The organism is Nocardia uniformis NBRC 13702, assembly GCF_001613345.1.
Taxonomy (GTDB): domain Bacteria; phylum Actinomycetota; class Actinomycetes; order Mycobacteriales; family Mycobacteriaceae; genus Nocardia; species Nocardia uniformis.
The window spans coordinates 48425-65281 of sequence record NZ_BDCE01000073.1; the positions used below are offsets into that span (position 1 = coordinate 48425).

Annotated in this window: 18 protein-coding genes and 2 pseudogenes; 7 read left to right on the forward strand and 13 right to left on the reverse strand. The window is 65.2% G+C overall.

Annotated elements, in window-relative coordinates:
- Positions 1-11 precede the first annotated feature (11 nt).
- From NU1_RS27655 to NU1_RS27675, 5 genes are read right to left on the reverse strand one after another with little or no spacing between them, the layout of a single operon-like run.
- Positions 12-2474 (reverse strand): NADH-quinone oxidoreductase subunit G, encoded by a 2463-nt coding sequence (locus NU1_RS27655; RefSeq protein WP_084521853.1) that lies wholly within the window; start codon positions 2472-2474, stop codon positions 12-14.
- Complete coding sequence (gene nuoF / locus NU1_RS27660) at positions 2471-3793, reverse strand: NADH-quinone oxidoreductase subunit NuoF (RefSeq protein ID WP_067525892.1); 1323 nt, start codon at positions 3791-3793, stop codon at positions 2471-2473. Before nuoF ends, NU1_RS27655 begins: the two co-directional genes overlap by 4 nt.
- The gene (nuoE, locus tag NU1_RS27665; RefSeq protein WP_067525894.1) at positions 3790-4485 is read right to left on the reverse strand and encodes an NADH-quinone oxidoreductase subunit NuoE; all 696 of its coding nucleotides are present in this window, start codon (positions 4483-4485) and stop codon (positions 3790-3792) included. The genes nuoF and nuoE overlap by 4 nt, the downstream gene beginning before the upstream one ends.
- Entirely contained in the window at positions 4482-5840 is a 1359-nt protein-coding gene (gene nuoD, locus NU1_RS27670) for an NADH dehydrogenase (quinone) subunit D (protein WP_084521854.1), read from the reverse strand. Before nuoD ends, nuoE begins: the two co-directional genes overlap by 4 nt.
- Complete coding sequence (locus tag NU1_RS27675; protein WP_169815149.1) at positions 5840-6622, reverse strand: NADH-quinone oxidoreductase subunit C; 783 nt, start codon at positions 6620-6622, stop codon at positions 5840-5842. The genes nuoD and NU1_RS27675 overlap by 1 nt, the downstream gene beginning before the upstream one ends.
- 161 nt (positions 6623-6783) lie before the next feature.
- Between NU1_RS27675 and NU1_RS27680 the strand changes: the two genes are divergently transcribed.
- Complete coding sequence (locus NU1_RS27680) at positions 6784-7941, forward strand: RNA-guided endonuclease InsQ/TnpB family protein (protein ID WP_067526127.1); 1158 nt, start codon at positions 6784-6786, stop codon at positions 7939-7941.
- 11 nt (positions 7942-7952) lie between these two features.
- Here NU1_RS27680 and NU1_RS27685 read toward each other — a convergent pair whose 3' ends face one another.
- From NU1_RS27685 to NU1_RS27695, 3 genes are all read right to left on the reverse strand, one after another.
- On the reverse strand, positions 7953-8507 hold the full coding sequence (locus tag NU1_RS27685) for a NuoB/complex I 20 kDa subunit family protein (protein ID WP_067525896.1): 555 nt from the start codon (positions 8505-8507) through the stop codon (positions 7953-7955).
- A 91-nt stretch (positions 8508-8598) separates the two neighbouring features.
- Complete coding sequence (locus tag NU1_RS27690; protein ID WP_067526128.1) at positions 8599-8979, reverse strand: NADH-quinone oxidoreductase subunit A; 381 nt, start codon at positions 8977-8979, stop codon at positions 8599-8601.
- A 447-nt stretch (positions 8980-9426) separates the two neighbouring features.
- Complete coding sequence (locus NU1_RS27695) at positions 9427-9846, reverse strand: Rv3143 family two-component system response regulator (RefSeq protein WP_157553148.1); 420 nt, start codon at positions 9844-9846, stop codon at positions 9427-9429.
- Between the two features lie 203 nt (positions 9847-10049).
- Between NU1_RS27695 and NU1_RS27700 the strand changes: the two genes are divergently transcribed.
- Positions 10050-10478: a CBS domain-containing protein gene (locus NU1_RS27700; RefSeq protein ID WP_067525900.1), complete on the forward strand. Its 429-nt coding sequence runs from the start codon at positions 10050-10052 to the stop codon at positions 10476-10478.
- A gap of 643 nt (positions 10479-11121) precedes the next feature.
- The gene (locus tag NU1_RS27705) at positions 11122-11328 is read left to right on the forward strand and encodes a hypothetical protein (RefSeq protein ID WP_067525902.1); all 207 of its coding nucleotides are present in this window, start codon (positions 11122-11124) and stop codon (positions 11326-11328) included.
- Positions 11329-11364: 36 nt separating this feature from the next.
- Here NU1_RS27705 and NU1_RS27710 read toward each other — a convergent pair whose 3' ends face one another.
- Positions 11365-11901 carry an SRPBCC family protein gene (locus NU1_RS27710; RefSeq protein WP_067525904.1) on the reverse strand — a complete coding sequence of 179 codons (537 nt, stop codon included), beginning with the start codon at positions 11899-11901 and terminating at the stop codon, positions 11365-11367.
- A 61-nt stretch (positions 11902-11962) separates the two neighbouring features.
- Between NU1_RS27710 and NU1_RS42360 the strand changes: the two genes are divergently transcribed.
- Positions 11963-12577, forward strand: coding sequence for a TetR/AcrR family transcriptional regulator (locus NU1_RS42360; protein ID WP_212761196.1), 615 nt, complete (start codon positions 11963-11965; stop codon positions 12575-12577).
- Positions 12578-12592: 15 nt separating this feature from the next.
- Here the strand turns inward: NU1_RS42360 and NU1_RS44370 are convergent.
- Positions 12593-12688, reverse strand: a pseudogene (locus NU1_RS44370) (ferritin-like domain-containing protein); the annotation flags it as partial.
- A 31-nt stretch (positions 12689-12719) separates the two neighbouring features.
- On the opposite strand from NU1_RS44370, the pseudogene NU1_RS44480 reads away from it, so the two are divergent.
- A pseudogene (locus NU1_RS44480) lies at positions 12720-12838 on the forward strand (transposase); the annotation flags it as partial.
- A gap of 589 nt (positions 12839-13427) precedes the next feature.
- Here NU1_RS44480 and NU1_RS27725 read toward each other — a convergent pair.
- On the reverse strand, positions 13428-14114 hold the full coding sequence (locus NU1_RS27725) for a YHS domain protein (protein ID WP_067526129.1): 687 nt from the start codon (positions 14112-14114) through the stop codon (positions 13428-13430).
- Between the two features lie 326 nt (positions 14115-14440).
- Here NU1_RS27725 and NU1_RS27730 point away from each other — a divergent pair, with 326 nt between their 5' ends.
- Positions 14441-14980 carry a hypothetical protein gene (locus NU1_RS27730; protein ID WP_174565946.1) on the forward strand — a complete coding sequence of 180 codons (540 nt, stop codon included), beginning with the start codon at positions 14441-14443 and terminating at the stop codon, positions 14978-14980.
- Between the two features lie 186 nt (positions 14981-15166).
- Positions 15167-15574: a DUF7144 family membrane protein gene (locus tag NU1_RS27735; protein WP_067525912.1), complete on the forward strand. Its 408-nt coding sequence runs from the start codon at positions 15167-15169 to the stop codon at positions 15572-15574.
- Between the two features lie 49 nt (positions 15575-15623).
- Here the strand turns inward: NU1_RS27735 and NU1_RS27740 are convergent, their stop codons facing one another.
- The gene (locus NU1_RS27740) at positions 15624-16586 is read right to left on the reverse strand and encodes a TIGR00341 family protein (protein WP_067525914.1); all 963 of its coding nucleotides are present in this window, start codon (positions 16584-16586) and stop codon (positions 15624-15626) included.
- 9 nt (positions 16587-16595) lie between these two features.
- On the reverse strand, positions 16596-16802 hold the full coding sequence (locus NU1_RS27745; RefSeq protein ID WP_067525916.1) for a DUF8691 family protein: 207 nt from the start codon (positions 16800-16802) through the stop codon (positions 16596-16598).
- Between the last annotated feature and the right edge of the window lie 55 nt (positions 16803-16857).

Consider the following 16857-nt stretch of genomic DNA (forward strand, 5'->3'; position numbering starts at 1 on the left):
TTGATACAAGCTCACTCACGGTGGTCCTCCCGACGGATACGCACGAGGTGGCCCGGTGTCGTGCCCAATTGCACGAGCACATCGGATCCGGACGAGTTCATGGGCAGCCACACCACTCGATCCGGCATATCGGTGATCACCAGAGGGAGCGTGATGTGGCCGTGGTCGGTGCCCACGGTGACCGGATCACCTGTGGTGGCACCGATTTCGGTGGCGGTCTGCTGCGAGAGCCGCACGATTGGCGGCCGGGCGGTCCCGGCCAGATTGGGTTCGCCGTCTTGCAGCCGACCCCGGTCGATGAGCATGCGCCAACCCGACAGGATGGCGGTGCCTGATGAGGGCTGCGGCACCGGATGCGGCCGGTGCACCGGTGCGGCGGCGGCCGGACCGGACCAGACACCGAGGTCGGCGAGTTCGGCGCGGGCATGCGCGGCATCCGGAAGACCCAGTGCGATACCCATTTCCGCGGCGATCGCATTGAGCACCCGGTGTTCGGGCATCGGTGCCGCCTCGCGACGCACGGTGGAATCCCGCAGGGCGGCCTCGAACGGCCGGTAGCGGCCCTCCCAGGTGAGGAAGGTGCCGGCCTTCTCCATGACCGACGCCACCGGGAACACCACATCGGCGCGGCCGGTGATATCGCTGTGCCGCAGTTCGAGACTCACCACGAAGCGGGCGGAATCGATGGCGGCCAGGGCGGCATGCGGGTCCGGCAGGTCCCCGACCTCCACGCCACCGACAATCAGGGCACCGAGAGTCGGTGCGGCGGACAGGATTCCGGCGGTATCGCGGCCGGGTGCGCCCGGGACCTCGTCGATTCCCCAGGCGTCGCGCACCTCCTGCCGGGCATGCGGATCGGCGACGGGACGGCCGCCCGGCAGCAGTACCGGCAGGGCTCCGGCCTCGACGGCACCGCGTTCACCCGCGCGACGTGGAACCCAGGCCAGCATGGCCCCGGTGTCCTCGGCCAAACGGGTGGCGGCGGAGAGCCCACCGGGAGCTCCGGCCAGGCGTTCGCCGACCATGATCACCGCGCCCGGCTGGCGCAGCAGTGCGGAAATCCGCTGTGCCATAGCGGGTTCGACGAATCCGGTGGGCTCTCCGCCACGCAGGGCCTCGAGGATATGCGGTTCGGCTCCCGGCGTGGTCGGCAACCACTGTCCGGACATCCGCTCCAGCCCGCGGGTGGCGTACGGCGAGAGGGTGAATACCGCCGTGCCGTTCTTGCGGGACGCCTTGCGCAGCCGCAGATAGACGATCGGGGATTCCTCTTCGGGCTCGAACCCGACCAGCAGTACGACCGGAGCCTGCTCCAGCGTGTTGTAGTCGACCGTAATGCCCTGTCCGGCGACGCGAGCGGCGAGGAAGTCGGCTTCCTCGGCCGAGTGGGCGCGGGAGCGGAAGTCGATATCGTTGGTGCCCAGGGCTACTCGCGCGAACTTCGAGTAGGCGTAGGCGTCCTCCATGGTGACGCGGCCACCCACCAGCACGGCCGCATTGCCGTGCGCTCCGGCCATTCCGGCCGCCGCGGCGGCCAACGCCTCCGACCACGACGCCGGGGCCAGCCGCCCATCCCATCCGCGCACCATCGGCGTGGTGAGCCGATCGGGTTCGGTGGCGTACTGGAAGGCGAACCGGCCCTTATCGCAATTCCATTCCTCATTGACCTGCGGATCGTCACCGGCCAAGCGGCGCATGACCTTTCCGCGCCGATGGTCGGTGCGCTGGGCGCACCCGGAGGCACAGTGCTCACAGACGGCCGGACTGGACACCAGGTCGAACGGGCGGGCCCGGAAGCGGTAGGTGCTGCCGGTGAGCGCCCCGACCGGGCAGACCTGCACGGTATTGCCGGAGAAGTAGGAATCGAAGGTCTCGCCCTGGGCGATCCCGACCTGTTCCACCGCACCGCGTTCCATCAGTTCGATGTAGGGGTCACCGGCGACCTGCGCGGCGAAACGGGTGCAGCGCGCACACAGCACGCAGCGTTCCCGGTCCAGCAGGATGGCCGTGGACAGCGGAATCGGCTTGGGGTAGGTGCGCTTCTCACCCTCGAACCGGGATTCGGCACGGCCATTGGTCATGGCCTGGTTCTGCAAGGGGCATTCGCCGCCCTTATCGCAGACCGGGCAATCGAGAGGGTGATTGATGAGCAGCAGCTCCATCACACCCTCCTGCGCCTTGGCTGCGACGGGGGAGGAGATCTGGGTGTGCACCACCATGCCGTCGGCGACCGCCATGGTGCAGGAGGCGACCGGTTTACGCTGCCCCTCCACCTCGACAATGCACTGCCTGCACGCGCCCACAGGATCGAGCAGCGGATGGTCGCAGAAGCGCGGAATCTGGACGCCGATGAGTTCGGCGGCCCGAATCACCAGGGTGCCCGCGGGCACGCTGACGGTGGTGCCGTCGATGGTGACGCTCACCAGATCCGCCGGGGTGGTACCGGTGTCATTGGTACTGACAGTTGAAGTCATCGCACTCCTTGAGCCGCGTCCGCCCAGACGGTGGTCCGGGACGGATCGAACGGACAAGCGCCGTGCCGAATGTGGTCGGCGTACTCGTCGCGGAAGTATTTGAGCGAGGAGAAGATCGGGCTGGCGGCACCGTCACCGAGGGCGCAGAAGGATTTGCCATTGATGTTGTCGGCGATATCCAGCAGCTTGTCGAGATCGGTGCTGTGGCCCTGGCCGGATTCCAAACGCTGCAGGAGCTGGACCAGCCAGTACGTGCCCTCACGGCACGGGGTGCACTTGCCGCAGGATTCGTGGGCGTAGAACTCGGTCCAGCGCAGCACCGCCCGTACGACACAGGTGGTTTCGTCGAAGATCTGCAGGGCCTTGGTGCCGAGCATGGAGCCCGCGGCGGCGACGCCTTCGTAATCGAGTGCCACATCGAGGTGTTCGTCGGTGAACAGCGGAGTCGACGAACCGCCGGGTGTCCAGAATTTGAGGGTGTGCCCCGCGCGAATGCCGCCCGCGTAGGACAGCAACTCCCGCAGCGTGATTCCGAGAGGCGCTTCGTACTGTCCCGGTCGCGTCACGTGACCGGAGAGGGAGTAGATGGTGGTGCCCGGCGACTTCTCGGTGCCGAACGAGCGGAACCAATCCACCCCATTGGCCAGGATGGCGGGTACCGACGCAATGGATTCCACATTGTTCACCACCGTCGGGCAGGCGTAGAGCCCGGCGACGGCGGGGAATGGCGGGCGCAGGCGCGGCTGACCGCGACGGCCCTCGAGGGAGTCCAGCAGGGCGGTTTCCTCACCGCAGATGTAGGCACCCGCCCCCGCGTGCACGACGACCTCCAGGTCGTAGCCGGAACCGAGGATATTGCGGCCGAGATAGCCTGCCGCATACGCCTCTTCGACGGCGGTCTGCAATCGTCGCAGTACCGACACCGTCTCGCCGCGCAGATAGATGAACGCGTGCGAGGCGCGAATGGCGTACGAGCCGATGACGACGCCCTCGACCAGCATGTGCGGGGTGGCCAACATGAGCGGCATATCCTTGCACGTACCCGGTTCCGATTCATCGGCATTGACCACCAGGTAGTGCGGTTTCTCGGTGCCGTCGGGTCCGGGACCCTGTGGTATGAAGCCCCACTTCATACCGGTCGGGAAGCCCGCGCCGCCGCGGCCGCGCAGCCCCGCGTCCTTGACGGTGGCGATGACCTCGTCCGGCTGCATGCGCAGCGCCTTCGGAAGAGCGCGGTAGCCCTCCTGGCGGCGATAGGATTCGAGGGTCCACGACTCGGGTTCCGCCCAGTGGCGGGTGAGTACCGGCGACAGGGTCACTGCGCACCTCCGTCGGTCGAGTTTTCTTGTGCCGCACGCAAACCCGCGAGGGTCGCCGCACCGGGGGCGCCGTCATTGGCTCCGGGCCGCTGATCCGGGTAACCGGCGAGAATGCGGGCCGTTTCGCGAAACGAGCACAGTGGTGCGCCGCTGCGGGAGCCGGTGACCTGCTCCCCGCGCCGCAGCGCATCGACCAGTGCCCGTGCGGTTTCCGGCGTCTGGTCGTCGAAGAACTCCCAGTTGACCATCACCACGGGTGCGTAGTCACAGGCGGCATTGCACTCGATATGTTCCAGCGTGACCGCGCCATCGGCGGTGGTCTCACCGTGCTTGATGCCCAGATGCCGCGTCAGGTCCGCCATGATCTCGTCGCCGCCCATGACCGCGCACAGCGTGTTGGTGCAGACGCCGACGTGGTAGTCGCCGGTGCGGGTGCGCCGGTACATGGAGTAGAAGGTGGCCACGGCGGTCACCTCGGCATCGGTCAAACCCAGCTGCTCGGCACAGAATTCGATACCGGTGCCGGAGACATAGCTCTCCACCGATTGCACGAGATGCAGAAGCGGCAGCAGCGCCGACCGCGGGTGCGGGTAGCGGGCGATGATCTCCTCGGCCTCCATCCGCAGGCGGTCGTGCACCTGCGGGGAGTAGGGTATCGGCCGGGTTGTCAGGTTGAGCAGGATCTCGGTCAACGGTCGACACCACCCATCACCGGGTCGATACTGGCCACGGACGCGATGACGTCGGCGACCAGGCCGCCCTCGCACATTGCCGCCACCGCTTGCAGATTCGTGAACGAGGGATCGCGGTAGTGCACCCGGTACGGGCGGGTGCCGCCATCGCTGACCATGTGCACGCCGAGCTCACCGCGCGGGGATTCCACCGCCACATACACCTGGCCGGGTGGCACGCGAAGTCCCTCGGTGGTCAGTTTGAAGTGATGGATCAGCGCCTCCATGGAGGTGCCCATAATCTTCGCGATGTGCTTGGGGGAGTTGCCGAGGCCATCGGGGCCGAGTTGCAGATCGGCGGGCCAGGCGATCTTCTTATCGCTGACCATGATCGGACCCGGACGCAACTTGTCCAGGCACTGTTCGACGATCTTGAGCGATTCCTTCATCTCATTGACGCGAATGAGGTAGCGGCCATAGCAGTCGCATCCGGTATCGGTCATGACATCGAACTCGTAGTTCTCGTAACCGCAGTACGGCTGGGTCTTGCGCAGATCATGCGGCAGGCCGGTGGAACGCAGCACCGGGCCGGTGATACCGAGGGCCATACATCCGGTGAGGTCCAGGTACCCGACATTGCGGGTGCGGGCCTTCCAGATGGGGTTCTCATTGAGCAGAAGTTCCAGGTCCCGCAGGCGCTTCGGCATGAGGGTGAGCAGGTCGCGCACCTTCGTGACGGCATCGTCGGGCAGGTCCTGGGCCAGGCCGCCGGGGCGAATGTATGCGTGGTTCATGCGCAGACCGGTAATGGTCTCGAACACATCGAGAATGAGCTCGCGTTCGCGGAAGCCGAAGAGCATCGGGGTGAGCGCGCCGAGCTCCATACCGCCGGTGGCGAGGGCGACCAGGTGCGAGGAGATCCGGTTGAGCTCCATGAGCATGACGCGAATGACGCTGACGCGCTCCGGAATATCGTCGGTGATATCGAGCAGCTTCTCCATGGCCAAGCAGTACGCCGTCTCATTGAAGAACGGCGACAGATAGTCCATGCGGGTGACGAAGGTGACGCCCTGGATCCACGCCCGGTATTCGAGATTCTTCTCGATACCGGTGTGCAGGTAGCCGATTCCGCAGCGGGCCTCGGTGACGGTCTCACCCTCGATCTCCAGAATGAGCCGCAGCACGCCGTGGGTGGACGGGTGCTGGGGACCCATATTGACGACAATGCGTTCCTCGGCGACACCGTCGAGCTGCGCGGAGATATCGTTCCAGTCGTTCCCGACCAGCGTGACGTTTCGCTCCGGCTTCGGATCCGACTGGGAGACAGGTGTTTCCGGCGCACCGCCCTGGGTGTGCCGGGTGTCGATGTCGTTCATTACGAGTAAGTCCTCCGCTCGTCGGGCGGCGGGATACGCGCGCCCTTGTACTCGACCGGGATTCCGCCGAGCGGGTAGTCCTTGCGCTGGGGGTGCCCACGCCAGTCATCGGGCATGAGAACGCGGGTCAGCGCGGGATGGCCGTCGAACAGGATGCCGAAGAAGTCGTAGGTCTCCCGCTCGTGCCAGTCCGTGGTGGGATACACGGAATAGAGCGAGGGGATGTGCGGGTCGGCGTCGGGAATCGAAACCTCCACGCGCACACGACGATTGTGGGTAATGGAATTCAGGTGGTAGACGGCGTGCAGCTCCCGGTCCTTATCGTCCGGGAAGTGCACGCCGCTCACGCCGAGGCACAGTTCGAACCGCAGCGCACTGTCATTGCGCAGTGCGGTGGCGACCGCGACAAGGTGTTCGCGGCGCACGTGCAGCGTGAGTTCGCCGCGGAAGACGACGATCTTCTCGATGGCCTGGTCGTAGACCGGTCCGAGGGCGGCCTGGAGCGCGTCATCGAGTTCGTCGAAGTAGCCGCCGTACGGGGGTGGGGTGCCGCCGGGCAGTCTGACCGTGCGAACCAGGCCGCCGTAGCCGGAGGTGTCGCCGGTGCCGGTGACACCGAACATGCCGCGGCGCACGCCGATAATGTCATCGGGGGTGGACTCGGGCGCTGTTGTGGCGGCTTCGGTTTCGACGTCGTCCTGGGTGGGGCCGGTAGTCGGTCGCGGTTCGACCGGTTCGTTCGACTCGCCGTGTTTCGGTTCGCCGTGTTTGGGTTCTTCCACGGTTACCTCCGGGGGACTTTCCGTACTGCTGGGTGAATCGAATGTCATCGGATTTTTGGCACGGAGACTCCCTCATTCATGAGGGTGAGACAGCGCCATCCTCCTTTCGAAGGCCTCTGCGTCGAAGTGATGTGTCGGTGCCCTCGGCTAAGTTGTCCGACATGGATGAGGTGGTGCGGTACACCTATCGGCTGCGGCCTGGTCGCACCGCCGAGGCCGCTCTGCTTGCCGAATGGCACCGGTGCCGATTCGTCTGGAATGAGGCTGTCCACCAACAGAAATCGGGCTTCAAACCGACTTTCTGCAGGTTGAGTAAGCTGTTGACAGCAGCTCGCGCGCACAGCCCATGGCTGCGGGAGGGCTCCCAAGTCGCCCAACAGCAGACACTGCGCCCCTACGCCCAAGCACTTGATCAGTCCTTCACGATCAAAGGCCGGGGCCGACCGACGGTCAAACCGCGTAAAACAACCGCACCGTCGCTGGAATACACCCAGCGCGGTTTCGGCATCCGCGACGGACGGCTGGTTCTCGCGAAGGGCGTGAACATTCCGGTCGTCTGGTCGAGAGAGTTGCCATCCGAACCCACCAGTGTGCGTATTACGCGGGACTCGCTCGGGGATTGGTATGCGTCGTTCGTCGTTCGCCGCGCCATCGAACCCGCAGTGGTCGCCAACGGCGGGATCGGCCTCGACTGGGGTGTACTCGTCACGGCTAGAACCACTGACGCCTCCTTCGACCTGCCGTATCGGGGACACCGTGCCCGCTGTGCCGCCGAACTGGCCCGCGCGCAACGAAAAATGGCCAGGCGCCGCGGTAAACGCGGCAGGCAGTCCGGCGGGTATCAGCGGGCCACCCGCCAGGCGGCGAAGCTGCAGAAGAAGGCTGCCCGCCAGGCCCGACACGATGCTCGAGTGTGGGCGAAACGGGTTGTCGACCACCACGATCTGATCGCGGTGGAGGACTTCACACCAAAGTTTCTGGCCAAATCCACGATGGCGCGTAAGGCCGCCGACGCGGCCATCGGCGCGGCGAAGCGGGAACTGATCGAGCGGGGCATGCGGGCCGGCCGGAAGGTGGTGTTGGTACGGCCCGCCTATACGACGATGACGTGTTCGAGTTGCTTCGCGAGAGCCAAGCAGCGACTCGAACTCGCCGAACGCACTTTCCGATGCCACGACTGCGGTTTCACCGACGACCGGGATCGGAATGCCGCCAGAGTGATTCTGGCTGTGGCAGAGCGCGGCCACACACGTGTTGACGACGTCAGACAATCGGATCACCTCCTTCGGGTGGCTGTTGCGGTTGCGGTCCGAGCGTGAAATCTCCTGTCTTAGGGCCGGGGAAGCGTTAACTGGATTGTCGGGGTGGAGGCGAGTGCGGCGGCCTCGGCGGCCTTGATCGCTTCCTCGCGGTTGACGCCGAGCGGTGCTTCCTGAATCTTCTCGTGCAGCTTCAGAATCGCGTTCAACAGCATCTCCGGCCGCGGCGGGCAGCCGGGCAGGTAGATGTCGACCGGTACGACGTGGTCGACGCCCTGCACGATGGCGTAGTTGTTGAACATGCCGCCGGACGAGGCGCAAACACCCATCGCCAGCACCCATTTCGGTTCGGTCATCTGGTCGTAGACCTGGCGCAGTACCGGCGCCATCTTGTTGCTCACCCGGCCCGCGACAATCATCAGATCGGCCTGGCGCGGCGAGGCGCGGAACGCCTCCATGCCGAAGCGCGCGATATCGAATCGCCCACCGCCGGTGGCCATCATCTCGATCGCACAGCACGCGAGACCGAAGGTGGCGGGCCACAGTGAGCCCTTACGCATATAGCCCGCCATATTTTCGACCGTGCTCAGCAGAAACCCGCTGGGCAGCTTTTCTTCGAGACCCATTTCGAACACATCTCCCGGCTAAAACCCCGCGGCTGCGAGGTGCACTGTTCGGAATTCCCCTTGTCGCCCCACCTGGTTCAGCGGCCCCGTCTCAATCCCAACTGAGACCGCCGCGGCTCCACTCGTACGCGTAGGCCACCGACACGTTGAAGATGAACAGGGCCATCGCCACCAGACCGAAGACGCCGAGCGAATCGAAGTGCACGGCCCACGGGTAGAGGAACACGATCTCGATGTCGAAGATGATGAACAGCATGGCGGTGAGGTAGTACTTCACCGGAAAGCGTTGTCCCCCAGCATTTCCAGGGCCGCCACCCACCGCGTGCGGGGTCGGCTCGATACCGCATTCGTACGGTTCGAGCTTGGCGCGGTTGTAGCGCTTGGGCCCGATGAAGGCCGCGAGGGCAATGGAGAACACCGCGAACGCCGCGGCGACCGCCCCGAGAACAAGAGTCGGAACCTCGATATTCACAACGGCGGTTCCTGTATCCGGCATTGACGACAGGCACTTGTGCAGAGTTGAAGCAAAATCCCTCCTCCTACCTTGGCGACGACCACGGGCCTGCGCAGGCTGGCGCCTACGTGCCTGATCGCAGTCGTCGCGCGCGAGCTGGACGCATTCGGACAGCAGCTGCCGAGGCGGGCTGACGTCGTCGTCACACCGGGCCAGTCTCGCCCCAAGGCGCTCGCTGTGAGCGCGGACCGAGGACGGTCTGCTACGGCGGATTCATGCCGAATTCGACTGATACCTCAGCTCGCACCCGTGTGAGCTGAGGCACAGCCTACAACTCACACGTCGGGATGCATGAATTTTGGGCAGGGACTTTGATCGAATTCGGACCGGTCATTTATGACCGATCGGACGAAGTGCCCGAACGTCACTTGACGTTTCGAGCGCCTGCTGCTGGCAGGCGAGAAGTCAGGCGGCCGACCGGTTTCGGAGCGCGCCGACGACCGCGGCGGTCAACCGAATCGGATCCAGCGGGTGCGATACCGCCGCATCGGCGCGCGACCAATTCGCCAGCCATACATCATCGGGACGACCGATGATCACCACAATCGGTGGGCAGTCGTCGATTTCGTCGCGGAGCTGCTTCGCCAGCCCGAGACCGCCGGTGGGCTGAGACTCACCGTCGAGGATGGCCAGATCGACCTCACCCGCGTCGAGGCGCTCGATCACGACCGGACCGGTCGCCACCTCTAGGTAGTCGAACTGCTCCAGTTCTGGGTGCGGTTTCCGGCCGAGAGCCAGCATTATCTGGCTCCGGGTATCGGAATCGTTGCTGTACACGAGCACCCGCACCGCAGCGGGACGTTTCGCATCGGCCACGTTCCGCATGCTACGTGGCCGGGTCGGCATCGCGTGGCAGCTTGGCGCATTCGGTGAGCGCGTCGCCGATCCCAATACGGCCACGTGGGGCGTCACGGCGGTGTCTCAAATCCCGCATTGATTGTCGATTTGCAATCGTTGCTGGTCACGGCGGGACAATCGCGCGATCCTAGAAGGCATCGACGATCGAATCCTATGAGCGGTGGACCACCATGCGAATATCCGAAATCCTGCGTAGGAAGGGTGCCCACGTAGTCACGATCGCACCCGATGCCACGGTGCACGCCCTGCTGGAAACCCTGGCCACCAATAATGTCGGCGCGGTCGTGGTTTCCCCCGACGGCAGCTACATGGTCGGCATCGCGTCCGAACGCGACGTCGTCCGCTGCCTGCACGCCCGCGGCCCCGACGTCCTCGACAAGCCCGTCTCGGAAATCATGACCGAGGTCGTGCACACCTGTTCCCCCGACGACCGCATCGAAACCCTCAACGAGCGCATGACCGAGCACCGTATCCGCCACCTCCCCGTGGTGGTCGACGGGCGCATGATCGGCATAGTCAGCATCGGCGACGTGGTGAAAAGCCAGATCGCCGAACTCGAAGACGAACGAGAACACCTGGTCAACTACCTACACGGGTGATGCACCCCGTGCGGTGGTGCATCAAATGCCAGTGGTGCGTCGAATGCCACCGCGCCTCGATCCGATCTCGCTCTCCGATGCCGCAATCAAAACTCCCCCGGAGTGATCCGGGGGAGTCCCTGCTATGTTCCGCATTAGCGGCCTACCTATAGGCGATTGATCCGCGCGGTGGTCTCCTGACCATCATCGTCAGCATTGACAGCTTCATTCCAGTTATCATTGGCCTGCCCATTGGGCCCTGGCCCCTGCACGACGTTCCTCAGCACGTCTCCTCCTTCTCCGGATGCCCTTGACGCACGCATCATCGCGGGACGACGACCTGCGACATCGAACGATCCGCCCCGCGGGAAGTGATGCGATAGTTCAGAGGGTTCCTTTCGCCGCTCTCTGCGAAACCTCCAATTCGCAACTCGCAGAGCGGCTGGCCCACCATTCACCCGCAAACTGTTAGCGGTATTCCCGAAATGGGCCTCGCCACCGGCTCACGGCTTCAACGGTGAAGTGTCGCCGCGACGCGACCAGCGGGCGCATCCTTCCATTTCATTTCGGCAACAATGCGGTACCCCGTAGGGTGCCCGGTAGACGGTGTTAGCCCGAATCATTCGGATACGGCAACCCCGACGCCACCCCGGGAAGCGTTCATATGACCTCGGCACGACAGACCACACTCCACCACGAGCAGAGCGAATTCGGTGCGGCCCGCGCTGCCGAAAAGGCCGCCTGCGCGAAGCAGAACGCCCAGGCCGCGATCACGGTCGCGAGTCACGCCATCGATGCTGCGGATTGTGAGTACTTGCTCCAAATGCTCGGACTGGTTGCCACGGGCGAGGACACCACAGGCGAGGAATAGCGCCCGGCCGGGCGAGTTCACGACCTCGCTGGGAGCTCATCCCCGGGACGGTGAGCGCACGTCTTGACCGGCATTGTTTCGGATGAGCCGCCGGATGATCCGGGCCCGGACCGAGAGTTGCCGTTCGTTGGCGACCCGGCCGGTAATGGCGCGCTCGAGGTTGTCGAGGATCGCTTCGCTCGTTTCGTCGTGTACGGTGCGGCCGAACAGCGTCCACAGCACCACGACGAAGACGGGGAACTCGATTCGCATGACGTGGCTGATGCGAGTGCGATCGGCCAGTGGCTCGAGTAGAAATCCGTGTCCGGACCGATTCGGGCCGACCTCGGTGGGATCGCCGAACCACAGCTTCTCGCCGGGTACCGCTTCGGCGATCGCCAGGTTCATGACCATGATGCCGTTGTTGTGCACCATGGGTTTTCCCGCTGCGATGCCCTCGGGAAACCGCACCCAGCCCCATTCCAGCGGATAGATCGGGTTGGTCGCGGCACCGAGGCGGCACAGTTCCGACCAGACCCGCTCGGTGGTCGTCGGCAGCGTGCGCTCGTGCACATTCTTGATTACATGGCTCATGGGATCGTCCTGCTCATATCCGAAGTAATGTGAACAATGCTCACATGAAAGGATGTTAACGATGCCAACATCGCGACGCAAGGGCGCGCACGGTCGATCGGACTACCATCACGGCGACCTGCGACACGCCTTGGTGGCGGCAGGTCATGAGTTGATTCGCGAGAACGGCGTTGCGGCACTGACCCTTCGGGCGGCAGCCGCCAAAGCGAGCGTCTCGTCGGCGGCGCCTTATCGGCACTTCCCCGATAAGGAGTCCCTACTCGGTGCTGTCATGGCGGCGGGCTTCCGCGCACTGGCGGCGGAGGTGACCGTCGCCGTCGCGGATCCGCTGGATCATCTGCGTGCGATCGGACGACGACATGCTGAGTTCGCGGCGAAGGAGCCGGAACTGTATCGGCTCATGCTGGGTACCGCGGTCGCCGACCGCTCCGGACATCCGGAACTGGCCGAGGCTGAGCGTGACCTCTACGAGATATTCCGGGAAGCGGTAGCGGCCGCGATCGACGCGGGTGCGATCGAGGCATCGTCGGTCGACGATGTCGTCTTGACCATGCGCTGTGTCATGCAGGGTCTGACGCTGATGATCGCCAACGGACAAGTCACATCCGGCCAGGCCGCGACTGTGGCCGAAACCGTTATGGCGGTGGTGGATTCAGGCCTGCGGCCCCGCTCTTGATGCCTGCTCAGGCATGCTGGCCGATGCGGTCGAAGCGCGCGGGGCGGCCGGACCACCGAGGGCCCCTTCGGCCAGGACGGTGGTCAACCAGTCCACCGTTGCCGACGCCGCGATGTCGGATCGCTGCGGCTGGTGAACTCCCCTCAAAGGAGTGTCGTCGCGTCGGATGCGCCAAAAGTCCCCGAGCTGGTGCGTCACTATCGGCGAGCGCAACGACTCTGGTCGGGGTCCTACTTCGCCGAATCGGAAGGTGGCGCCCCGACAAAAGCTGAAGGGAGTGCCGGTTTCGCCGACACTTCCGGGTCAGATAGGACAACGGGGTCTGGCCGCGGCGTTGACGCCAACTGTCGCCTCGATTTCGCAGGTATCGGCCGTCAGCCCAGCAGCGGGCGGACCTCGTTGCCCGCGAAACGAATGAATCCCACCGGATCTGGATCGTCGACGGTGGGTTCGAGGACGACGGTGTACGCTCCGGCGTCGAAACAGCGCTGGACCGCTGCCGCGATGGTGGCGGCGTCACCTGCGACACCGCTATCAGGCGGCTGCTCGCCGCTCTTGGTCCGCCGGTACGCCTCGACCCGCCACGCCGCCTCGATCCGCTGGGTGGCGTGGTGAAAGGTGCGGGAGCGCCACTGCGCCGAAGTCGGTCATGCCGTCAACGTATCCGACCGCGCCGACACGTCTCGGACACGCGCACGGTCGCGATCCTCACCGTCGACGAAGCGCGCTCGGCGACACTGCCGAGCGCGGCCACCGCCAATTCAGTTGTGTCCCACACAAACACGGCATGATCACGCGGTGGCGGATCCACCTCCAGCGCCCCGACCAGCAGCACCGATCGCGAAGTCCGCTAGCAGGGGCGTGAACCGAATACGCCAGAAAGGGGCCGTGGTCGCGCTCGGTCCAGGTCGGAAGGAGTGGCAGCCTTCTCCCGCTTCGCCAGGAATTCCGTACGGCAGCCCCCGCAGCAGAACGCGAACAGCTCGCCGTCCAGCTCCACCGTGGCGGTCGATTCATCGAGCGGAACGAGTACCCCACACATCGGGTCCCGCAGTGCCTTTCCCGCGGTCGCGTCCTCCTGATAGGGCTTGCTCAGCATCTCGACAATGTCGTCCGATGTCGCCGCCTTGCCGAGCATTCCGATGCTGCCCTCGGTCACCCCCATGACATGCACCTGCACGGTCGGTCGGCGGTAGGGCAGATCCCCGTCCTCGAACTCGTCGGCAATGATCCGGGTGGCGTAGGAGATCAGGGTTTCGCTCAGATCCTTGCGCCACGGCCCCGGAACATGCACTCGCACAAGGCAGTGCGGCGGATCTTGCGCTGTGAGGACCTTCTCGCCGACGACCCACACCTCCGGTTCGTGCACCACCACCTGGAACATATCGGCGTAGACCGCGGCCGACCGGGGCGCCATCTGCTCCTGGTCGGGTTCGCCATTGCCCAGCTCCTGGATGGTGCCCAGCCGCTGCGCCACCCGGCGACGCTGCGCCGGATCGAGTGCTCCCGCGGTTACGAATAATTCGATGAACATCATCGTCATCACCTCCAGCCACGAGCATGTCGAGCCGCCCTGTCATATCGCCTTCAAACGGCTGTCATCGGCGCACACCCGGCAGCGGCAAGGTTTCGAGCGGTGTTCGACATCGAATTCGACCACCGGCAGGTCGGGCGCGCGTACGAGGTAGCGGTTGTGCAGCCCCCAGGTCGCCTCGCGTACGAGCGCATCGGCGAAAGCGGGGGTCGGGTTGCGACAGGTGCGCCCGCCGAAATGAGTTGCGGAAGTGGCCGATAACCGGCGCTGACATACCGGTATAAGCGTGCTGTAAGCGAAATGACAGCGGTGGCCAGCACTCTCGGGACATGAGGAAGACAGCGGGGCAGACCGGACCAGGGGCGGGCGCATCGTTCATGCGGTTCGTAGCGTGTGGTGGCAGCGTCACCATGCTGTCGGGCGCGGCCCTGATCATGCTCGACAACGTCATGCCACTGGCACTGGCCAATGCCCTACTGACGGTGGCCGGTACGGCTGTCACCACCGAATTGCATGCCAGGTTCGCGTTCCGCTCCGGCCCCACCGGCGGGAACACCCATCTACAGGCCGGGCTGACCGTCCTGGTGGCCTACCTCTTCACCACCGGCGCCATGCTGACCCTGGCCGGCCTCGACGCGAACCCCAACGCCCTGACCCAGCAAGCCGTTTACCTGAGCGCTTCCGGCCTGGCGGGCATCGGCCGGTTCCTGGTCCTGCGGGCGTTCGTCCTGGTTCCCGCACAACGGCGACCGGCAGCGGCAACGATCCCGGCCAGCGGCCGCCTTTTCGTCACCGCGCGCGGAGTCCACCGCAGAATGCTCGCACTCGCACCGGTGTTCATTCCGCGGCGCGTACCCGCATTCTCCTAGCCCGGTGCGAGCTGACCGGGAGTCAAGTACTCGTCGTCGTCTTCTTCGTTCGCCGCGACGCGGATGGCGCTGTCACGGCGGTTTCAGACTCGACAGCCGGTTCGTGATCACCCGTTACGGGTGAAGCGTGGGCGAGGTGAGGTGGGGGAGAGTCGAGGTACTTGATTCTCTTCGAAAGGGGTCGTGATGGTGGCACCTGGGACACGACATCCGGTGCGGCAGGGCTTCGCGTTCGGGATCTCGTTCGCCGTGGGCATATTGCTGTTCACCGCGGCGGCGATGTCGGTGCTGCAGGGGATCTCGGCGGTGGCAGGGGACAGGCTGTTCGCGGTCGGGATCGAGTACAGCTACCGGCTCGACCTCACCACGTGGGGATGGATTCACATCGTGGTCGGTGCGCTGCTCGGGTTGACGGCGCTCGGGTTGATGATGGGCGCGACGTGGGCTCGGATGACGGCGATCTGTCTGGCGGCGCTGTCGATGGTGCTCAATTTCCTGTCGCTGCCGTACAACCCGTGGTGGGCGGTTCTGATCATCGCCTTGAATGCCGTGGTGATCTGGGCGGCGTCGACCTGGAATCCGCAGGGCTACTGACGGTTTCGTGCTGTCTGCCGACCGCGCGCCGGTCGGCGGACACGCTGATCTAGTGGACGCGGCTGCCGACGGTGTGGACGATCACGACCTGCGGATTCCACGGCACCAAATCGTCGACCCGCTGCTGCAATTCGCTGACCGGGGGCAGCTCGTCGGGTGCGAGTACCTCGACCGTCGCCGTATCGCTCTGCAACGTCACCCGCGTGACCTGCGCGCCAGGAATATCCGCCAACCAGGTGCGCGTCGCGGTGGCGATTTGACCGGCCCACAGCGACGACAGTGAATTCACCACCATCGGCACCGCGACCAGCACCAGCGCGGCGGCCAGCACCGCATAGGCGCGCCCGCGCCGGGCGGCCCCCACTCCGGCGGCGTGGGCATAACCGGTCGCGACCAGCACCACGGTGGCGGTAATGATCATCGCGACCATATTGGAGGCGAAGAGTACGAACGCGCCCAGTGCCAGCTCCGGCGCGCTGGAGCCGAGGCACACCCCGACGACCGCCAGCGGCGGGACGAGTGAGATGGCGATCGCGACGCCCGGCAGCACATCGCCGACATCGCGCCGGATGATCGCGATAACACCCACCAGACCGGTGGCCAGGGCCGCTGTGAGATCCATCAGTTTCGGTGAAGTACGGCCCAGCACTTGCGAATTGGACAGCACATTCGTCGGATTCGGCAGTATCTGCGCGAACAGGAAGCCGATGGCGATCACGAGTGCGATCCCCGCGACCACCAGGAGCAGACTGCGGCCGATGAGCGCCCCTCGACCGGTGGCGATACCGAGCCCCACACCCAGAATCGGCAGCGACAGCGGGGCCACGATCATCGCGCCGATGACCGTCGCGGTGGAATCGCCGACCACACCGGAAACGGCGATCACGCTGGACATCGCCAACATGATCCAGAACGCCGAGCGCTTCGCACCGACATCACCGATACTCAGATCGAGCCGGTCCGTCAGCTCGTCGAGCGTCCTTCGTTGACTCTCCGGTGCCAGCACACCCATGGTCGCTCCTCAGTCGGGTAGTTGACGCATCTCCAGCAGGGTGAGCCCGAGATTGTCGATGCGGGCGAGGACCCCGCGCATGGCCGTGGGATCGGTTACCGCGCCGAACAGCACCGTCCTGCCGTGTCGGCGCGGCAGCGCGTCGAGGTCGGGAAACGCGGCCAGCGCGCGATCGGACAGCTCGCCGTCGAGGACGAACTGGTAGCGGGTCGTCATCGATCGTCGGCTCCTCTCACTGCCCTTCTGACACCGCACCCGGTGAATCGAGTGT